This window comes from Streptacidiphilus sp. P02-A3a (assembly GCF_014084105.1).
GTDB lineage: Bacteria > Actinomycetota > Actinomycetes > Streptomycetales > Streptomycetaceae > Streptacidiphilus.
Genome location: NZ_CP048289.1, coordinates 4,132,373 through 4,151,580, shown reverse-complemented (window position 1 = coordinate 4,151,580; position 19,208 = coordinate 4,132,373). Strand labels below are relative to the sequence as shown.

At 73.1% G+C, this 19,208-nt stretch carries 9 protein-coding genes; 3 read left to right on the top strand and 6 right to left on the bottom strand.

What is annotated here, in order from left to right; all coding sequences use genetic code 11:
• Positions 1–67: 67 nt before the first annotated feature.
• From GXP74_RS18105 to GXP74_RS18080, 6 genes are read right to left on the bottom strand one after another with little or no spacing between them, the layout of a single operon-like run.
• Positions 68–5,431 (bottom strand): non-ribosomal peptide synthetase/MFS transporter, encoded by a 5,364-nt coding sequence (locus tag GXP74_RS18105; RefSeq protein WP_182452481.1) that lies wholly within the window; start codon positions 5,429–5,431, stop codon positions 68–70.
• Positions 5,431–6,522 carry a 2-oxo acid dehydrogenase subunit E2 gene (locus GXP74_RS18100; RefSeq protein WP_182452480.1) on the bottom strand — a complete coding sequence of 364 codons (1,092 nt, stop codon included), beginning with the start codon at positions 6,520–6,522 and terminating at the stop codon, positions 5,431–5,433. Before GXP74_RS18100 ends, GXP74_RS18105 begins: the two co-directional genes overlap by 1 nt.
• Positions 6,515–7,498 (bottom strand): alpha-ketoacid dehydrogenase subunit beta, encoded by a 984-nt coding sequence (locus GXP74_RS18095; RefSeq protein WP_182452479.1) that lies wholly within the window; start codon positions 7,496–7,498, stop codon positions 6,515–6,517. Before GXP74_RS18095 ends, GXP74_RS18100 begins: the two co-directional genes overlap by 8 nt.
• Complete coding sequence (locus GXP74_RS18090; RefSeq protein WP_182452478.1) at positions 7,495–8,409, bottom strand: thiamine pyrophosphate-dependent dehydrogenase E1 component subunit alpha; 915 nt, start codon at positions 8,407–8,409, stop codon at positions 7,495–7,497. The genes GXP74_RS18095 and GXP74_RS18090 overlap by 4 nt, the downstream gene beginning before the upstream one ends.
• Positions 8,406–9,860 carry a condensation domain-containing protein gene (locus tag GXP74_RS18085; RefSeq protein WP_182452477.1) on the bottom strand — a complete coding sequence of 485 codons (1,455 nt, stop codon included), beginning with the start codon at positions 9,858–9,860 and terminating at the stop codon, positions 8,406–8,408. The genes GXP74_RS18090 and GXP74_RS18085 overlap by 4 nt, the downstream gene beginning before the upstream one ends.
• Positions 9,857–11,257 carry a class I adenylate-forming enzyme family protein gene (locus GXP74_RS18080; RefSeq protein ID WP_182452476.1) on the bottom strand — a complete coding sequence of 467 codons (1,401 nt, stop codon included), beginning with the start codon at positions 11,255–11,257 and terminating at the stop codon, positions 9,857–9,859. The genes GXP74_RS18085 and GXP74_RS18080 overlap by 4 nt, the downstream gene beginning before the upstream one ends.
• A gap of 228 nt (positions 11,258–11,485) precedes the next feature.
• Between GXP74_RS18080 and GXP74_RS18075 the strand changes: the two genes are divergently transcribed.
• From GXP74_RS18075 to GXP74_RS18065, 3 genes are read left to right on the top strand one after another with little or no spacing between them, the layout of a single operon-like run.
• The gene (locus GXP74_RS18075; protein ID WP_182452475.1) at positions 11,486–17,695 is read left to right on the top strand and encodes a non-ribosomal peptide synthetase; all 6,210 of its coding nucleotides are present in this window, start codon (positions 11,486–11,488) and stop codon (positions 17,693–17,695) included.
• Complete coding sequence (locus tag GXP74_RS18070; protein ID WP_182452474.1) at positions 17,688–17,942, top strand: phosphopantetheine-binding protein; 255 nt, start codon at positions 17,688–17,690, stop codon at positions 17,940–17,942. The genes GXP74_RS18075 and GXP74_RS18070 overlap by 8 nt, the downstream gene beginning before the upstream one ends.
• Positions 17,939–19,207, top strand: coding sequence for a condensation domain-containing protein (locus GXP74_RS18065; protein WP_182452473.1), 1,269 nt, complete (start codon positions 17,939–17,941; stop codon positions 19,205–19,207). The genes GXP74_RS18070 and GXP74_RS18065 overlap by 4 nt, the downstream gene beginning before the upstream one ends.
• Position 19,208: the final 1 nt, after the last annotated feature.

Here is a 19,208-nt window from a genome sequence, read left to right as displayed (position 1 = left end):
TGAGAGCAGCGGGACCGCCCTCCTGACTGGCCGTCAGCAGGGCGGTCCCGTCCGGTCGGGCGTCGGTTCAGGCGTCCACGGGCTGCTTCCGCTTCTCCGCCAGGGCCTCCACCCCGAGCAGGTCGTCCGGCTGCGCGTCCGGCATGTCGGTGTCGAACCGCGCCAGCCTGGGAATCCACAGCGCACCGCCGACGACCAGCAGCATGCCGACCGAGCAGAGCAGGAACATCAGCGCGGTGCCGCGCCCGGGTCCGGTGCCGACGACCGCACCGGCCGTGGACGCCAGCGCGCCGTGCACCGCCAGCAGCCGGTTGAACAGCTCCGACCCGAACGGCGCGACCAGGCCCATCCCGATCGGCAGGGTGGACCAGGCCACCAGCGTGTTCAGCGCGAACACCCGCCCGTGGTACCGGTACGGCACCTTGATCTGCACGATGGTCGAGTACACGGTGTTCATGATGGTCAACGCGTACGTCAGGGCGAACGCCCCGACGCCGATCAGCACCAGCGACGGCCGCAGGCTGACCAGTACTCCGGCCACGGACATGGCCACCGTCGCGATCAGCACCCCGTGGAACCGGCGTTGGCGCGGTCCGCCCCACAGCGCCATGGTGGTTCCGCCGAGCATCACCCCCAGGCCGCTGACCAGCGAGATCCACCCCACGTCGGTGAGCGTCCCGAAGGACAGCACCAGCGGTGAGACCAGCAGCAGCAACGGCGACATGAAGATGTTCAGGACCGCGAAGAACGCCAGGATCGAGCGCAGTCCGCGATCGTTCCAGGTGTAGCTGAAGCCCTTGGCGATCTCCGTGGTCAGCGGCTCCTTCGGCCGCCAGGGCAGGGTGTTGGGGAATCGGACGAACAGCACCACACCGATCGCGAAGGCGTAGCTGACCACGTCGACCACCACGATCCCGCCCAGGCCGATCAGACCGAGCAGGCCCGCCGCGACCAGCGGCACCACCAGTTGCGCCACCCCGTTGGTCATCTGGGTCACGCCCATCGCGTGCCCGACGTACTGCTTGGGCACCAGTTGCGGCACCGCCGAGGAGTACGCCAGCCGTTGGAAGGTGGTGGTCACCGACAGCGAGGTGATCAGCAGGTAGATCTCCCACAGCTGGATGTGGCCGGTGAGCACCAGCACCGCGACCACCGCCTCGATCGCGCCCGAGGCGCAGTCGGCGGCCATCATCACCTGTCTGCGGCTCCCCCGGTCCACGATCGCCCCGGCCAGCGGCGAGATCACCAGGCCCACCAGGTTGAGCACGGCCAGCAGCGAGAACTGGCCGATCGACTTCGAGTGCACCAGTACCGTGATCGGCAGTGCCCACCCGGTCAGCGCCGAGCCGATCAGCGAGATCTGCTGGCCCCCGGCGACCACCAGGAACCGTCCCATGCTGGGCCGGACGTCCCCGTTTGGCGACGCCGCCGGTTGCGACTGCGGGGTGGCGACGTCCTGCACCCACCAGGTGTCGGTGTCGGTCCGGGGCGGTGGCGCGTCCAACCGGGTGTGGGTCAGCAGCACGTCGGCGACCTCCGCCGCGCGGTAGCGCAGGAAGAAGTGACCGCCCTCGTCCAGCACCACCAGCGCGGAGGTGTCGGTGAGGAACCGCCACTCCCGGTAGCGCTCCTCGTACATCGCGGTCGCCGGGTCGCGGTCGCCCACCACCGAGATGATCGGCGCGCGCAGCCGGGCCCGGCCCGGCTGGTCGAACAGGCCGGTGAAGTACTTCTCGGCGGCGAGCGAGTCGTGCCGCATGGTCCGGATGATCCGGTCGGCGACACCCGGTTCCAGCTCGTCCAGGTCGACGCCGCGCGCCTTGAGCGAGTCCAGGTCGCGCTGGCTGCTGCGGAGCCGGTTGAAGGTCTCCGGGCTCCGGAGCCTGCGCCACAGGCCGCCGGGCTTGGCGAAGGGGAAGATCGCGCCGATGTAGACGGCCTCCACCCGCCGTCCGGCCGCCTCCACCCGCCGGGCCAGCTCGACCGCGAGCGCGGCGCCGACGCCGCAGTGGCCGTACACCACCAGCGGGCCCTCGATGGCGAGGATCTCCTCGGTGGTACGCGCCGCCAGCTCGTCGAACTCCATCGGCTCCTCGTCCAGGCCGATGTCGTTGCCGGGGATGGAGAGCGCGTACAGCACGGCGTTCCTGGGCAGTTCGTCGGCGAGCGGCTGGTAGACGATGGCGCTGCCGGAGCCGTACGGCACGCAGACGTAGCTGACGGTGGCCGCGCGGCGGCCGGTGAGCCGTTGCAGCAGTGGCCGGGGGCCGTCGCTGGCGGGCTCGGCGGCCAGCGCCGCCAACTCGTCCACGGTGCGCGCGGAGAACATGTCGACCAGGCCGACCTGGCGACCGCCGGGCGGCAGCGCCGTGCGCAGCTTGGCGATGACCTGGATCGCGAGCAGCGAGTGTCCGCCCAGGTCGAAGAAGTCGTCGTCCAGGCCGACCTGTTCGACGCCGAGCACCTCGCTCCAGACGGCGGCGATCGCCCGCTGCGCGTCGGTCTCCGGGGCCCGGTACGCGGCGGTGGCGACCTCGGGCGCGGGCAGCGCCCTGCGGTCCAGTTTGCCGTTGGGCGTCAGCGGCAGCGCGTCGAGCGGGACGACCATCGAGGGCAGCATGTACTCCGGCAGCGTGCCCCTGATCGCGTCCCTGACCCGCGCCGCCTCGGTCGGCCCGCCGACCAGGTAGGCGATCAGCCGCTGGTCCTCGCTGACGGTGACCACGGCCTCGCGGGCACCGGCCCGCTCGCGCAGCGCCGCCTCGATCTCGCCGAGCTCGATCCGCAGGCCGCGCAGCTTGACCTGCTGGTCCAGTCGGCCGAGGAACTCGACCGTGCCGTCGGGCAGCCGCCGGGCCGCGTCACCGGTGCGGTAGCGGCCGTCGACGAAGCGCTCGGCGGTCAGTTCCGGCCGCCGGTGGTAGCCGGAGGCGACCGCGACGCCGCCGAGGTACAGCTCGCCGGGGACGCCGACCGGTACCGGCTCGCGGTGCTGGTCCAGCACGTGCAGCTCGGCGTTGTGGATCGGGCGGCCGATCGGCACCCGGGCCCGGCCGGCCAGCGCCTCCGGGGTGCACTGCCAGGCGGAGACGTCGATCGCGGCCTCGGTCGGCCCGTACAGGTTGTGCAGTTCGGCGGGGAGCGTCCGCAGGCAGCGCAGGGCCAGGTCGACCGGCAGTTCCTCGCCGCTGCAGATGATCCGGCGCAGCGAGTCGCAGCGCCCGACGCCCTCCTCGGCGAGGAACAGGCCCAGCATGGACGGTACGAAGTGGGCGGTGGTGACCCCCTCGGCCTCGATCAGCTCGCGCAGGTAGGCCGGGTCGCGGTGGCCGCCGGGCTCCGCCAGCAGCAGCCGCGCGCCCGCCAGCAGTGGCCAGAAGAACTCCCACACCGACACGTCGAAACCGGCCGGGGTCTTCTGCAGCACGGTGTCGTCGGCGCCCAGGCGGTAGCGGCGCTGCATCCAGTCCAGGCGGTTGACGATGGCCCGGTGGCCGGTCGGCACGCCCTTGGGGCGGCCGGTCGAGCCGGAGGTGTAGATCATGTAGGCGGCGGCCGACGGGTCGGCGGTGCGCTCCGGCGCGGTGGTCGGCTGCGGGTCCCACAGCTCGGCCCGGTCCAGTGGCAGCAGCTGGGTGCCGGCGTCGGCGAGGGCGTGCAACGGCTCCTCGGCCAGCAGCCGGGTCTGCGTGAGCACGATCGGCGCGGCGGCGTCGTCGAGCATGAACTCCAGCCGCCCGGCCGGGTATTCGGGGTCCAGCGGCAGATAGGCGGCTCCGGCCTTGAGCACCCCGAGCAGGCCCACGACCAGTTCCGGCGACCGTTCCGCGCAGACCCCCACCAGTGTGCCCGGGCCCACCCCCTCGGCCAGCAGCCGGTGCGCCACCTGATTGGCCCGCGCGTCGAGTTGGGCGTAGCTGAGCGAGCTGCCCCGGAACGTGACGGCGGTCGCCCCGGGCGTCCGCAGTACCTGGGCCTGGACCAGGCCGTGCAGGGTCTGCGCGGACGGGAACCCGGTGGCGGTGTCGTTCCAGCCGTCGATCAGCGCCCGCTCGTCCGGGCCCAGCAGCGGAAGCCGGCTGACCCGGGTGTCGGGGCGGGCGACGGCGGCCCGCAGCAGCGACTCCAGGTGCCCGGCCATCCGCTCGATGGTGTCCGCGTCGAACAGTGTGGTCCGGTAGGTGAAGGTGCAGGCCAGTCCGCCGTCGGGGGCGGGGACCACGTACAGCTCCAGGTCGTGCCGGGAGGAGCCGGGGGCGAGCGGGTAGTCCTCGACCTGGAGCGGTCCGTCCGATCCGGAGGCGGCGGGGAAGTCGTGCATCGAGAAGAGGGCGTCGACCAGCGGCTGGCGGCTCGGGTCGCGCGGCACGTTCAGCGCCTCGACCAGCCGGGCGAAGGGGAGTTCCTGGCAGTCCAGCGCGTCGATCACCACGTCCCGGGCGCGGGTGAGCAGTTCGGCGAAGGTCGGGTCGTCCGCGAGTCGGGCCCGGAGCACCAGGGTGTTGACGAACATCCCGACGACGTCCTCGAACTCCGCCCTGGTGCGCCCGGCGACGGGCATGCCGACGCCGAACTCGCCCTGGCCGGTGTACCGGTGGAGCAGCGCCTGGAATCCGGCGAGCACCGTCATGAACCGGGTCGCGCCCTGCCGACGCCCCAACTCGGTCAGCTGCTCGGTGAGTTCCGCGTCGAGCAGGCGCACGGTGGAGGCCCCGGCGAAGTCCTGCCGGGCCGGTCGGGGCTGGTCGGTGGTCAGCTCCAGTCGTGGCAGGTCCGCCAACTGGGTCGTCCAGTAACCGGTTTCACGTTCCAGGGGGCGCTCCCGCTGCCAGGCCGCGATGTCGCCGAAGGACACCGAGGGCGGCTCCGGGGCCTCGCCCCGGTAGAGCGCGAGCAGGTCGTGCATCAGCAGTTGCGCCGACTGGCCGTCGGCGACGATGTGGTGCGTCAGCAGGGCCAGCACGTGGTCGTCCGGGCCGCGCGCGATCAACAGCGCGCGCAGCAGCGGGCCCTGGGCCGGGTCGAGCGGCTCGCCGCCCTCGGCGCTGATCCGGGCGACCGTCTCCTCGTCCGTCGCCGCCTCGGCCCGGGCCAGCGGTACCTCCGTCCGGGGCAGCAGCCGGACGTCCGGGCGGCCGTCGGTGGTGGCCGGGAACCGGTGGCGCAGGCTGTCGTGCCGGGTCGGCAGTTCGGCCAGGGCCAGCCGTAGCCGTTCGGTGTCGAGTGGACCGCGCAGCCGCGCCGCGAGGGTGATGGTGTAGGTGGCGGTGCCGGGCGCGAAGTGCTCCATGAACCAGATCGGTTCCTGCGCCGGGGCGAGCACCGGCTCGCTGCCCTCCGGCCGCCGGGGCACGGCCTGGCCCTGCCGCCGGGTGCTGAGCCTGCGTCTGAGCAGTTCGCGCTTGGCCTCGGACAGTTCGACGGCGGACATCAACCGAGCCCTTCGACGGAGTTCTTGAGAGCGTGCAGGAACAGCACCGCGTCCCGGCCGTTGATCAGCCGGTGGTCGTAGGCCAGGCCGATGTTGGCGGGGGAACCGTCCGTGGGCGAGGTGACCGCCAGCGCGCAGACCGTGCCCGGGAACACCAGCGGCACGGCCAGCACCACGTCGGCGTCGGTGTGCAGGGTCACCACGAAGTTGGCTCCGCCCAGGTCGCTCTCGCGGAACGTGCCGTCGGTCGCGGCGAGCCGGAACCTCATCAGTTCGGTGGCGATCTCGCGGATCGTCCGGTTGGCGGCGTCGCGGACGCAGGGGACGAACAGCCCCTCCCCCAGGTCGACGGTGACACCGATGTGCGGGGCCTCGGCGAGCAGCGCGGTGCTGCCCTCGATGGCGGCGAAGAACAGCGGGAACTGCGGGTGCAGCGCCGCGACCTGCTGCACGAACACCTCGGCCAGGCCGACCGGCCGCCGTACGCTGCGGGTCAGCGCCCGGGCGTGCGCGACCGCCGGTCCGAGGTCCATCCGCACCACCGTGTACGCGGCCGGGATGGTCCGGTGCGAGAGCTCGACGGAGCGCGCCACGCCCCGCTGTACCCGGCCGAGCCGGACCGCGCCGGGCCGAACGGCGGTCTCCGCCCCGGCGGCGTCGGCCCCGGCGGCGGAACCGTCGGCCGCGTGGAGTGCCTCGATGTCGGCGCCGCGGACCACGGCCAGGCCCAGGGCGGCGATCCGCCCGGCGCTGATGCCGTACCGGTCGGCCAGTTCCCGCGCGGCCCTGGTGACCAGCGGTCCGCCGTCGGCCGCGGCCGGGTCCGCGGCGGGACCCGGCTCGACCGAGCGCGGCGCGGAGCCGTCCAGCACCTCCGCGACCAGTTCGCCGGGGCGGCACAGGTCGCCGGCCTTGGCGCGCTGCCGGAGCACCCCGGACGCCTCGGCCACCAGCTCCTCGGCGGCCTTGGAGGTCTCCACGACCACCATCGGGTCACCGGCGCGGACCTCGGCGCCGTCCGCCACCAGCCACTCGGTCAGCACGTACTCGGTGTCGTTGTTGTTGAGTTTGGGCACTCGCTGCTCAGCCACTCAGGGTCTCCTGGATGACGCGGTGGATGGTCGAGGCGCTGACCAGCACCTCGCGTTCGAGGTGCGGAGCGGTGGGGATGACGGAGTCGGCGGAGTGCACCAGGGTCACCGGCCGGGCCAGCCGCTCCCAGTGCCGCTGGTGGATCACGTGCGCCACCTCCGCGCCCCAGGTGCCGCCGGCGGTGCCCTCCTCCACCACGAACACCTGACGGGTGTCGGGCAGCTCGACGTCGAACGGGTACAGCCGGGAGGGGACGAGCAGCGTGCACTCGATCTCCTCCTCCAGCAGCAGCGAGCGCATCGCGTCCAGGGCGCGGTGGGCGGTGCCCCCGGCCGCGATCAGCACGCAGTCGGGACCGCCACCCGAGCCGCCGGCCAGGGACACCCGGGCCATGCCGGAGCCGTCCGGCGGTTGGAGCACGAACGGGGCCCGCACCTCCTCCATCGGACGGGTGTAGAGCACCTTGTCCTCGAACAGCACGCAGGGCTCCTGCCGGGCGAGCATCTCCGCGAGGACCGCGGCGTTGTCGCGGAACGGCGACACCTCGTACAGCGCCAGGCCGGGCACGCCGAGGAAGTGCTTCTGCAGGCTCTGGCTGTGGGTGGGCCCGTAGCCCCGGCCGCCGCCGACCGGGCAGCGCACGATCATCCGCATCGGCAGCCGGTCGCCGTACATCGAGACCGACTTGGCGGCGAAGTTGACCAGCTGGTCGAAGGCCAGGGTGGCGAAGTCGCCGAACATGATCTCGGCGATGGCGCTGTCCCCGGCCAGGGCGAGCCCGGCGGCGATGCCGGTGAGCGCGTTCTCGCTGATCGGGGTGGTGAGCACGCGCTCGGGGAAGCGGCTGGACAGGCCACGGGTGATCTTGAAGGCTCCGCCGTACGGGTCGGCCACGTCCTCGCCGATCAGGTACAGGTCGGGGGTCCGCTCCATCAGCCCGTGCAGGGCGGCGTTGAGGTTCTCGGCGACTCTCATGACAGCTCCCGTGCCGTGACGTCCTCGGCGACGGCGGCCATCCGCGCCCGCGCCCGCTGCTCCAACCGTTGCAACTGCTCCGGGTGGTCCCGGGCGTAGCGCGCGTACCATCCGGCCGACCGCAGTCGCTCGACCACCGGCTCCGGGCGGGTGTCGTCGCCCTTGCTGTGCGGTCCGAGCCGGTGCGTGGCGAACTCCAGTACCAGCGGCGCTCCGTCGCGGACCGCGCCGACGGCGGGCGCCAGCTGGTCCCGGATCGCGTTGACGTCCATGGAGTCGGTGCGCTGATGCGCGATGCCGAACGCCGCCGCCCGTCCGGCGATGCTCCCGGCCAGGTTCCCGGCGGCGGGCGTGGACTGCGCGATGCCGTTGTTCTCCACCACCACCAGCAGCGGCAGCCGCCACAGTGCGGCGATGTTCAGCGCCTCGTAGACGGCCCCCTCGCCGAAGGTCCCGTCACCGATGTAGACGCAGGCCAGGGCCCCCGGCTCGGTCCGCTTGAGGTGCAGCGCGACACCGCAGGCCACCGGCAGGCTCTCGCCCTGGACGCCGGTCGACAGGTAGCGGTCCCGGCGGATGTGCTGGCTGCCGCCGACCCCGCCGCAGACCGCGCCGCGGCGGCCCATGATCTCCGCGAGCAGCCCCTCCGGGTCGCGGTGCCTGGCCAGGTAGTGGCCGTGGCCCCGGTGGTTGCTGAAGACGTGGTCGCGCGGGTCGAGCAGCGGTTCCAGCGCGACCGGGACGTACTCCTGCCCGAGGCAGGTGTGGGTGGTTCCGTTGAGCATGCCCCGGTCGAACAGGTCGAGCAGTTGCGACTCGAAGGCGCGGATGGTGAGCAGCTGGGTCAGGTCCTGGTCGGACAGCCTGCTGAGCGGCGGCGCGTGCTTGCGCGCGGGGGTCTCGGTGGTCATGAGCGGATCACCTTGACCACTCCGGCGATGGTCGAGTTGTCGAAGAAGTCGTCCAGCGAGATCTCCACGCCCAGTTGCCGCTGCATCCGGGCGATGATCTGAGTGATCGTCAGTGAGTGTCCGCCCAGGTCGAAGATGTCGTCGTGCGGGTCGATCGGCGAGAGGTCGAGGATCTGCTCCCAGATCGCCCGGATCTGCTCGACCAGCGGATCGTCGGCGTCGGGTCCGTCGGCGGCAGCGGCCGCGGGTTGCGGCAGCGGCTGCGCCTGCTGCGGCCGGTCACCCCCGACCGGGGCCACTGGAGTGGTGAACTCCCTGATCTCACCCAGGGTTTGGTGCGGGTCCCGGGCCACTGCGGTCAGTGCCAGGGTGAGGTCGGCGGCGAAGGCCGCGGGGTCGGCGAGTTCGCGCGGGTCGTACCGCAGGCTGGCCACGGCCCCGTGCGCCCCCTGCACGACCTGGAGTTGCAGCGCGCCGCGGACGCTGTGGTTGAAGGCGAGCCATTCCACGTCGGCACCCGGCCAACTCGCCTGCGCGGTATGGCGGTAGCTGATGGACACCGGTGCCAGCGCGGCATGCGGGCGCAGTCCCGGGACGGCGCGGGAGAGCGGGACTCCCCGATGGCGGTAGATCTCCCGGAGTTCGCGCCGGAGTTCCGCCGCGAACGCGGAGAATGGTGTAGTGGGCAACGGCCGGGAGTGAATCGGGAGTTCATTCACATAGCAGCCGATCCGCCCGGATTCCGCCGCCGTTCGGGTGGACAGGTCGAGGGCGGTGAAAACCTCCGAGTTCCCGTATGAGGCCAACAACGCGTGGACTGTGGAGACCAGTACCTCGAATCGGGTGAGGCCCTCCATATCCGTTATGGCCAAGGGGAATTCGATGGCCTCGCCGGTCCCGGCGGCGCGGGAGCGCAGGGTGCCGCCGGGCAGCGCGACGGCGCCCGGCTCGTGCCAGCGGTGGGTCCAGAAGTCGGCGGCGTCGGCGAGGGCGTCCGGGCTCGGCGCGGGCACGGCGACCGCCGGGGGCGCCGGTTCCAGCGGGTCGCCGGCGTGGAGCGCGGCCAGCTCCGCCACCAGCAGGTCCTTGGAGTGGCCGTCGAAGACCAGGTGGTGGGCGACGACCAGCAGCGTGCGTCCGCCGACCAGCGCGAACCGGACCAGCGGTCCCCGCTCCAGGTCGAACGGCCGGTCGACCACCTCGTCCACGGACTCGGCCCGCTCCAGTACCGGCGCCACGGCCGCCGGTTCGAAGTGCGGGACACCGCTGCGCTCCCGCACCGCGCTGCCGAGCAGCGGATGCCGCTCGACCAGAGCGCGGCAGGCCTCGGCGAGTGCGCCCTGGTCCGGCTGTGCGGCCAGGGCGATCAGCAGCGGCATGTGGTAGGCGGTGGCCGCGCCGGCCCGCGCGGTGACCCATATGCCGTGCTGGGCGATGGAAAGCTGGCTCATCCGACAACCTCTCGAAGTGCGCGTTTGTCCACCTTGCCGCCGTGGTTGCGGGGCAGGGCGTCGAGCGTGACCAGGTGGTGCGGCATCTCGTACGGGGAGAGCCGGTCCTGCAGGAAGACCCGCAGTTCGGCGTGGTCGACCGGGCCGACGACGGCGACCGCGACGGCCTTCCCGAGGGAGGGGTGCGGCACGCCGAACGCTGCCGCCTCCACGATCCGCGGGTGCTGGTAGACGGCCTCCTCCACGTGGATGGTGGACACCTTGTGCGCACCGGACTTCACCACGTCGCTCTCCCGGTCGACCAGGTAGAGGTAGCCGTCGCGGTCGAGGTAGCCGAGGTCGCCCATGCGGATCCAGCCGTCGTGGAACACCGCTCCGGTGGCCGCCGCGTCGCCGTAGTAGCTCCGGGTGTCGGTGGGGGAACGCATCCACACCTCGCCGGTGGCGTCGGCGGGCAGCGGCGCGCCGGTGGCGTCGGCGATCCGGACCGCGCCGCCGGAGGCGGGCCGGCCGAGGCTGGTCGGGCGCTCCGGGTCGTAGAGCATCACGGTCTGCGCCGGAGCGGCCTCGGTGGAGGTGTAGTAGTTGGCGATGGTCGCGTTCGGGAAGGCCTCGCCGAGCTGGGCGGCGACCCGGCCCGGCAGCGGTGCGGCGGCGGAGCCCAGCAGCAGCACGCTGGACAGGTCGGCCCGGGTGTGCGCCCCGGCGGCGAGGAGTTCGATCGCCATCGTCGGGACCAGGAACACCGTCCCGGCCCGGTACTGCTCGATCAGTCGGGCGAAGCGCCCGGGCGTGAACTGGCCGAGGGTGACCACCGTGGGGTGCGCGCCCACGGCGTTGGCCAGCATCCACTGCCCGGCGTTGGTGCCGATCGGGAATCCGTGGGCGAGGTGCCGCGAGTGGGCGAACGGCTTGCGCCGACCGCCCCAGCCGTAGCCGAGGTTGCCGTGGTTGGCGACAACTCCCTTGGGACTGCCGGTGGTTCCCGAGGTGTAGAGGATCTGCGCGAGATCCCCCGGGCCCGGGAGCTCCGGTAGCTCCGTCTCCGGTTCCAGGTACGGGAGTTCCCCGGGCCGCAGCAGCAACTCGGCGCCGCAGTGCTCCCGTCGTGCGGCCAGGTCCGGCGGGCTCAGCTGGTCGGACAGCGGCACCGCGACCGCTCCGGCCTTGAGCACGCCGAAGAACGCGACGGCGTACTCCAGCCAGTCGTTGTTGCCGAAGTGCAGCCCGATCCGCTGCCCGTGGACCACTCCGCGCTGTCGCAGCCCGGCGGCCACGGCGTTGGACCGCCGTTCCCAGTCGCCGAAGTCCAGCGCCGATCCGCTGACGACCAGGGCCTCCCGCTCCGGTTCCGCGGCGGCTCGTTCACGTAGCAGATGGGAAAGCGTCGCGCTCATCAAAGTCCCCCCGAGATGGCGTCACATACGTTGCTATGGACCGAAGTTGCCGGTTTTCAATAGGAAGGCGCAGCCACAAAGCGGGGCGTTGGTATAGACCATTGACTGGGCGGCCGTCAGTCTGCCATCCTCCCCAGGGCTCGTCAATGGTTGTTGATCACGAACTCCGGACGCGGATAGCGAGCCTGCCGGAGCCACCCGCAAAACCGTCATTCTGGGAGAGACGCGTTGAATACAGGCCCGCTCTCATTCGGCCAACAGCGACTCTGGTTCCTGCATCAATTCGACCCCGGCGATCCGTCGCACAACACGGCCTACGCCTATCGGGTACGCGGTGCTCTGGACCTGGTCGCGCTGGAGGCGGCGTTCACCGCCACCGCCGCCCGGCACGACGCGCTCCGCACCCGTTTCACCCACACCGGCGGCGAGCCCCGGGCCGTGGTGGAGGCTCCCGGGCCGGTGCTGATCGAGCGGGTGGACGCCGACTCCGTGGAGCAGACCGAGGCGATCGTCGCCGCCCGCAGCAACACCCGCTTCGACCTCGCGGCCAGGCCCCCGTTCCAGGTGACCCTGGTCCGGATCGCCCCCGAGGACCACGTGCTGTGCGTGGTGCTGCACCACATCAACGGCGACGGCTGGTCCTTCAACGTGATCCGGTCCGAGGTCGCCGCCTGCTACGCCGGGCTGCCGCTGCCCGCCGCCCCGCTCCAGTACAGCGAGCTGGCGGCGGCCGCCGATCCGGAGGCGGCGGACCTCGGGTGGTGGGTCGAGCAGCTCACCGGGTGCCCGGCACTGGAACTGCCGACCGACCGGCCGCGCCCGGCCCGGCGCGGCGCCGCCGGTGGCGACGTGCGCTTCGAGATCCCGGCCGGGCTGCTGGCCGGGGTGCGCGAGCTGGCCCGCCGCAGCCGGTGCACCCCGTACATGGTGCTGCTGGCCGCCTACCAGGTGCTGCTGGCCCGGCACAGCGGCCAGCGCGACTTCTGCGTGGGCACCCCCTCGGCCGGGCGCGGCCGGACCGAACTGGAGGGCGTCGTCGGGCTGCTGTCCACCACCCTGGTCCTGCGGTGCGACCTGCCCGCCGACTCGGGCTTCGACGCCGTGCTGCGGGAGACCCGCCGCCGGGTGCTGGCCGCGCTCGGGCACGCCGACGTCCCGTTCGAGCGGCTGGTCGGCGCGCTGACGACGGAACGCGACCTCAGCCGTACCCCGATCTACCAGGCGCTGTTCGCGCTGCACACGCACGGCGACACCAGCGACCCGCTGCCGGGCCTGGACACCGAGCCGTTCCCGCTCGGCTGGCACCCGGCCCGCTGCGACCTGTCGCTCGACCTGTACGAGCAGCCCGGCGGCGGGGTGCTCGGCGTGCTGATCCACAGCACCGACCTGTTCGACCGCGGCACCGCGCAGCGCCTGGCCGGACGCTACCTGCACCTGCTCGGCTCGATCGTGGCCGATCCGACCCAGCCGGTCGGCCGACTGGAGCTGCTCCCGCCGACCGAGCGCGACCTGCTCGCCGCCTGGAACGACACCGCCGTCGAGCTGCCCGAGCGGACCCTGGTCGATCTGCTGCTGGACCAGGCCGACGCCACCCCGGACGCGGTCGCGGTGGTCTGCGGACCGGACCGGCTGAGCTACCGCGCGCTGGTGGCCGCGGCGGCCGGCCTGGCCCGGGAGCTGACCGGGCGCGGCGTGGGGCCCGGCTCGGTGGTCGCGGTGCGCAGCTCGCGCCGGGCGCAGATGGTGGTGGCGCTGCTCGGGGTGGCGATGACCGGCGGGGCGTACGTCCCGGTCGACCCGGACTACCCCGAGGCACGGGTCGCCTACGTCCTGGCGGACTGCGGCGCGGCGCTGACCCTGGACGACGCCGACCTGGACCGGGTGCTCGACCCGGTCGCGGACGAGGAGGGCGCCCGGTCCGCGGTCCGCCGCCCCCGCCCGCGGCACACCGCGTACGTCCTGTACACCTCGGGCTCCACCGGCAACCCCAAGGGCGTGGTGGTGCCGCACCGCGCGCTGACCAACTTCCTTTTCGCCATGGGCGCGTTGACCGGTTCCACGGCGGAGCACCGCTGGCTGGCGCTGACCTCGCTGTCGTTCGACATCTCCGCGCTGGAGCTGTACCTGCCGCTGGTCACCGGCGGCCGGGTGGTCATCGCCGACCGGCCGACCTCACTGGACGGCGCGGCGCTGGCCGGGCTGGTCCGGGCCGAGGGCGTCACCCATGTGCAGGCCACCCCCTCCGGTTGGCGGGTGCTGCTGACCGGGGACCTCCCGCCGGTCGCCGCGTTGGCGGGCGGCGAGCCGCTGCCGCTCCGGCTGGCGGCGGAACTCCGCTCGCGGGTGCGCCGGTTGGTCAATGTCTACGGACCGACGGAGACCACCATCTGGTCCACCGCGTGGGAGGTGCCGGAGCAGCCGGAGCGGGTCGCCATCGGCCGGCCGATCGCCAACACCACCGTGCACGTGGTCGACGCCGACGGCGCGCGGGTGCCGATCGGGGTCCCGGGCGAACTGCTGATCGGCGGTGCGGGCCTGGCCGACGGCTACCTCGGGCGTCCGGAGCTGACCGCCGAGCGCTTCGTGGACTTCGGCGGCGAGCGGGTCTACCGCACCGGGGACCTGGTGCGCTGGCTGCCGGACGGCACCCTGGAGTTCTTCGGCCGGACCGACAACCAGGTCAAACTGCGGGGTCACCGGATCGAGTTGGGCGAGATCGCGGAGGCGCTGGAGGGCCACCCGGGGGTGCGCCAGGCGGTGGTGGGCGTCAGCGACGAGAACCTGGTGGCGTTCTACCTGCCCGGGACCGCCGAGGCAGCGGACCGGGACTCCCTGGCCGACCACCTGTCCCGGCACCTTCCGCCCTACATGCTCCCGTCGAGCTACGTCCCTCTGCCGGAGCTGCCGTTGACACCCAACGGCAAGGTCGACCGCAAGGCGCTGCCGTACCCGGCGGCCGTCGCCCGGCCCACCGGCAGGCCGGTGCGTACCGGGGCCGAGCGCCTGGTCGCGGAGGTCTTCGCGGAGGTGCTCGGGGTGCCCGAAGTCGGCGCGCTGGACGACTTCTTCGCCCTCGGCGGGCACTCGTTGCGGGCCGCCATGGCCGCCGCCAGGCTCTCCGCCCGCACCGGCGCGGAGCTGCCGGTGAGCGAGGTGTTCGCGCACCCGACCGTCGAGGCCCTGGCCCGACTGCTGCCGCCGTCCGACTCCGCGGCGGACAGTTCAGCGGCAGACAGTTCAGCGGCGGACAGTTCAGCGGCGGACAGCGATCGTCCGGACCGCGCTCGTCCGGGCGGCGACTGGGAGGCCGACGGGCCCAAACCCCGTCCGGCCGGGGCCAATCCGCCGCTGTCGTTCAGCCAGGAGCGGCTGTGGTTCCTGCACCGGTTGGACCCGCACGACGCCGCCTACAACATGTGGCTGGTCAAGCGCCTCAAGGGGGAGCTCGATGAGCAGCAACTACGTTACGCGCTAAAAGAGGTGACTGTTCGTCATGAGATTCTGCGGACCCGGTTCCCGGAGCTGGACGGGGCGCCCACCGCGATCGTCGAGCCGGTCGCCCCGGTGCCGCTGGAGCGGTTGACCGCGGCCGGTGAGGCGGAGGCCCTGGAGCTGGTGGCCGCCAGGACCAACGCCCCGTTCGCACTGGCGTCCGCGCCACCGCTGCGGGTGGCGCTGATCCGGATCGCCGACGACGAGCACGTGCTGTGCCTGGTGCTGCACCACATCCTCGGCGACGGCTGGTCGCTCAACCTGATCTACGACGAACTCGCGGCGCTCTACTCGGACCGCCCGCTCGCACCCACCCGGTTGCAGTTCGGCGACGTCGCGGCCTGGCAGCGGGAGCAGCGGAACACCGGCCTGCTCGACTACTGGCGCGACCGGCTGGCCGAACCGCCGCAGCTGGAGCTCCCGGTGGACCGCCCGCGCACTGCCGTGCCGACCCGGCGCGGGGCCTCGGTGACGTTCCGGCTGGACGCGGCGGAGGCCGCCGCGCTCGCCCGGCTCGCCCGTAGCCACAAGTGCACGCTGTTCATGGTGCTGCTCGCGGCCTACCAGGTGGTGCTGGCCCGGCACACCGGCGCCGACGACATCCTGGTCGGCACCGCCACCGCCGGGCGCGACCGGGTGGAACTCGAACCCGTCGTCGGCTACTTCGCCGACGTGCTGGTACTGCGCGGGGACCTGTCCGCCGATCCGACCTTCGCCGACCTGCTGCGGCGGACCCGCAAGGACGTCCTGGGCGCGTTCACCCACCAGGGCGTCCCGTTCGAGCACCTGGTGACGCAACTTCGGGTGGAGCGGGACCTGTCCCGCACCACGCTGTTCCAGACCATGCTGATCCTGCACAGCCAGGGCTCGGACCACGGCGAGGACGCCTTCGGCGGTCTGGTCAGCTCCCCGTTCGAACACGGCTTCCAGCAGGCCAAGTTCGAGCTGATGGTGGAGGCCTGGCAGGACGACCGGGAGTTGGTGCACAACCTGGCCTACGACGCGGAACTGTTCGACGAGCAGACCGTCGCCCGCCTCGCCGAACGCTACGCGCAGCTGCTCCGGGCCCTGCCCGGGCTGGCCGAACTGCCACTGTCCGCACTGCCCCTGCTCACCCCGGACGACACCGCGCGGCTGGCGGGCGGACTCGCCGGGCCGCCGCTGGGCCCGACCCCACGGGTACCGGACCTGTTCGCCGCCTCGGTCCGGGCCCACCCCGACGCGGTCGCCGTGAGCTGCGCCGACCAGTGCCTCAGCTACGCGCAACTGGACGCCCGGGCGGACGAGTTGGCTGCCGAACTGGCCACGCACCTGCCGCCCGGGGGCGGCGGCGTGGTCGGCATCAGGCTGGGCCGGGGCTGCGACACGATCGCCGCCCTGCTCGCCGTCTGGCGGACCGGTTGCGCCTACCTGCCGTTGGACCCGGACTACCCGGAGCAGCGGCTGGCCTTCATGGCCGAGGACAGCGGGGCCCGGGTCGTGCTGACGGCGGACGGTCCGCAGCCGCGGCACGGCGGCCGTGACCTCCCGGCGGACGCCGCCTATGTGATCTACACCTCCGGGTCGACCGGGACCCCGAAGGGCGTGCTGGTGGGCCATGCGGCGCTGGCGGCGCGGGTGGCCTGGATGCGTGAGGCGTACCGGTTGGGCCCGGACGACCGGGTGGTCCAGTTCGCGTCGCTGAGTTTCGACGCCCATGTGGAGGAGATCTTCCCGGCGCTGGCCGCCGGAGCGCGGATCGAGCTGCTCCCCGAGGGCGCGGTCAGCCTGCCGGACCACCTGGACGGCGTGACCGTGCTCGACCTGCCGACCGCCTACTGGCACCACCTGGTGGACGAGATCGACGCGATCGCCTGGCCGGACACCCTGCGCCTGGTCATCCTCGGCGGTGAACAGGTGCACGAGGCCGCGGTGGCGCGGTGGCGGGGCCGCTTCGGTGACCGGGTGCGGCTGGTCAACACCTACGGTCCGACCGAGGCGACGGTCATCGCGACCGCCGCCGAGCTGACCGCCACCGAGCCGACCGCCGCCGGACCGACCGCCGCCGAGCTGAACGTCGCTGGTCGGCCGCCGATCGGCCGTCCCATCGGCGGCGCCAGCGCGGTGCTGCTCGGCCCGCACGGCGAACCGGTCCCTCCGGGCGCGCCGGGCGAGCTGTACCTGGGCGGCGCGGGGCTCGCCGACGGCTACCTCGGACGCCCGGAACTGACCGCCGAGCGCTTCGTCCTGCTCGACGGACAGCGGTTCTACCGCAGTGGTGACCGCGTCCGGCTGCGCGCGGACGGGCAGTTGGAGTTCCTCGGCCGCGGCGACCAGCAGCTGAAGCTGCGCGGCTTCCGGATCGAGCTCGGCGAGATCGAGGCCCGCCTCGGCGGCCGGGGCGCGGTGGCGGTACGCGGCGAGACCCTGGTCGGGTACACCGTCGGTGATCCGGCGCAGCTGGCCGAGGAGCTGCGCGCGGCGCTGCCCGCGCACCTGGTCCCGACCGTCTGGGTGGCACTGGACGCGCTGCCGCTGACCCCCGGTGGCAAGCTCGACCGGGCGGCGCTGCCCGAACCCTCCTGGCAGCGGGAGTCGGTGCCGCCGCGCACCGATGCCGAACTGCTGGTCGCCGAGGTCTTCGAGGAGGTCCTGGGGGTGCCGGGGATCGGCGCGCTGGACGACTTCTTCGCCCTCGGCGGCCACTCGCTGCTGGCGGTCAAGGTCATCGCCCGACTGCGCGCGAGCACCGACATCGAGCTGCCGGTCCGCACCCTGTTCGACCGGGGCACGGTGGCCGGGGTCGCCCAGGCCGTCGAGGAGCAGCTGTTCGCCGAGCTCGACGGGCTCTCCGACGAGGAGGCCGTCGAACTGCTCGCCCGGGAGTCGGCCGCCGACGCCCGATCCGCCGGAACCCCGGCACCTCACCGCAGTACCGCAGACCAGGAGGGCCACCGCCATGACTGAGAACGCCACCGCGACCAGGGACCGGCTCGCGACGCTCGTCGAGGAGGCCTCGGAGGGTGCGATCGCCGCCGCCGAGGCCCGCGCCGGGGGCGTCCGGCTGTCGGCGCTGGGGCTCACCTCCCTGGCCCGGATGCGGCTGATCGACGCGGTCGAGTCCGAGTACGGCGTCGAGATCGACCTCGGCGCCCGGGGCTTCGCGCTGGTGGACGACCTGGACGCGCTCACCGCGCACCTGGAGGCCCGATGATCGCCGAGTTCACCGCGGCGGACAGCGGCGCCGCGCCGCTCACCTGGGGCCAGCGGGCGATCTGGGACGCCATCACGGTCACCGCCCCGGAGGACCACTACTTCAACTTCGGCCGGGTGCTGAAGGTCCCCGGCACCCGCTCACCGGCCGAGGTCCTCGCCGCCCTGGCCGGGTTGCAGGCGCTGCACAGCGCGCTGCGCACCCGGCTCGACCTCAGCGGGGACCAGCCGCGCCAGCGGACGGAGCGGGCCGGTCGGCTGCCGGTGCGGCTGGCGACCGGTGACCCGGACGCGGTGCTGGCCGAACTCGAAGCAGAGCGCTTCGACTACGAGCGGGACTGGCCGCTGCGGGTCGCGCTGGTCCTGGACGGCGACCGGGTCGGCCACGTGGCGATCGCCTTCTGCCATCTGGCCACCGACGGGCTGGGCGCCGAGATCGCCCTGCGCGACCTGCGGATGCTGATCCTGCGCGGCGCCCCGGCCGGCGGTCCGCCGCCGCCCGGCCCACTGGACCTCGCGCACTGGCAGGCGGGCCCGGAAGGGCGCAGGACGGCCGAGCGGGCCGCCGCGCTCTGGGAGGGCACCGCCCGCGAGGTGATGTTCGACCGTCCGACCGCGGCCCCGGACCGGCCCCGGATCTGGCGCGGGCTGCTCGACTCCCCCGCGGCCGGTCTGGCCGTCCGCGCGGTCGCGGCCCGGCACGGCACCACCACCGCCACCGTGCTGCTGGCCGCGACGGCGGCGGTCGTCGGCCGCTTCACCGACCGGAGCGGCTGCGCCATGCTGCCGATCGTCAGCAACCGCTTCCGCCGGGACACCACCCGGATCGTGAGCACCCTCTCGCAGGAGGGCCTGTTCGTGGTCGGTGTCGACCGGGGCTTCGGCGACCTGCTGCGGGAGACGGAACCGGCCGCGCTGCGGGCCTACCGCAGCGCCTTCCACGACCCGCTGGACCGGGCCCGCGGCCAGTGGGTGCAGCCGCTCTGCTGCTTCAACGACATGCGCTTCACCGAACCGGGCCCGCGGCCCTGCGCTCCGGCGGACATCCTGGCCGCGCTGCCGAGGACCGAGCTGAGCTGGCCGCTGAGCCAGGAGCAGCTCAACTGCCGGTTCTGCGTGCACATCTCCGGCGCGCTGGAGATCTCGGTGACCGCCGACACCGCCTACCTCTCCCGCGCGGACATCGAGCGGGTGCTGCTCGGGCTGGAGTCGATGCTGCTCACCGAGGCCGGAGCGGTCACCGGCCCCGGCTCCGGCCTCGGGTGAG

Coding starts and splice junctions, on each gene's coding strand:
- GXP74_RS18105 (WP_182452481.1), bottom strand. CDS start 5,431: ATGTCCGCCGTCGAACTGTCCGAGGCCAAGCGCGAACTGCTCAGACGC.
- GXP74_RS18095 (WP_182452479.1), bottom strand. CDS start 7,498: ATGAGAGTCGCCGAGAACCTCAACGCCGCCCTGCACGGGCTGATGGAG.
- GXP74_RS18090 (WP_182452478.1), bottom strand. CDS start 8,409: ATGACCACCGAGACCCCCGCGCGCAAGCACGCGCCGCCGCTCAGCAGG.
- GXP74_RS18085 (WP_182452477.1), bottom strand. CDS start 9,860: ATGAGCCAGCTTTCCATCGCCCAGCACGGCATATGGGTCACCGCGCGG.
- GXP74_RS18080 (WP_182452476.1), bottom strand. CDS start 11,257: ATGAGCGCGACGCTTTCCCATCTGCTACGTGAACGAGCCGCCGCGGAA.
- GXP74_RS18070 (WP_182452474.1), top strand. CDS start 17,688: ATGACTGAGAACGCCACCGCGACCAGGGACCGGCTCGCGACGCTCGTC.
- GXP74_RS18065 (WP_182452473.1), top strand. CDS start 17,939: ATGATCGCCGAGTTCACCGCGGCGGACAGCGGCGCCGCGCCGCTCACC.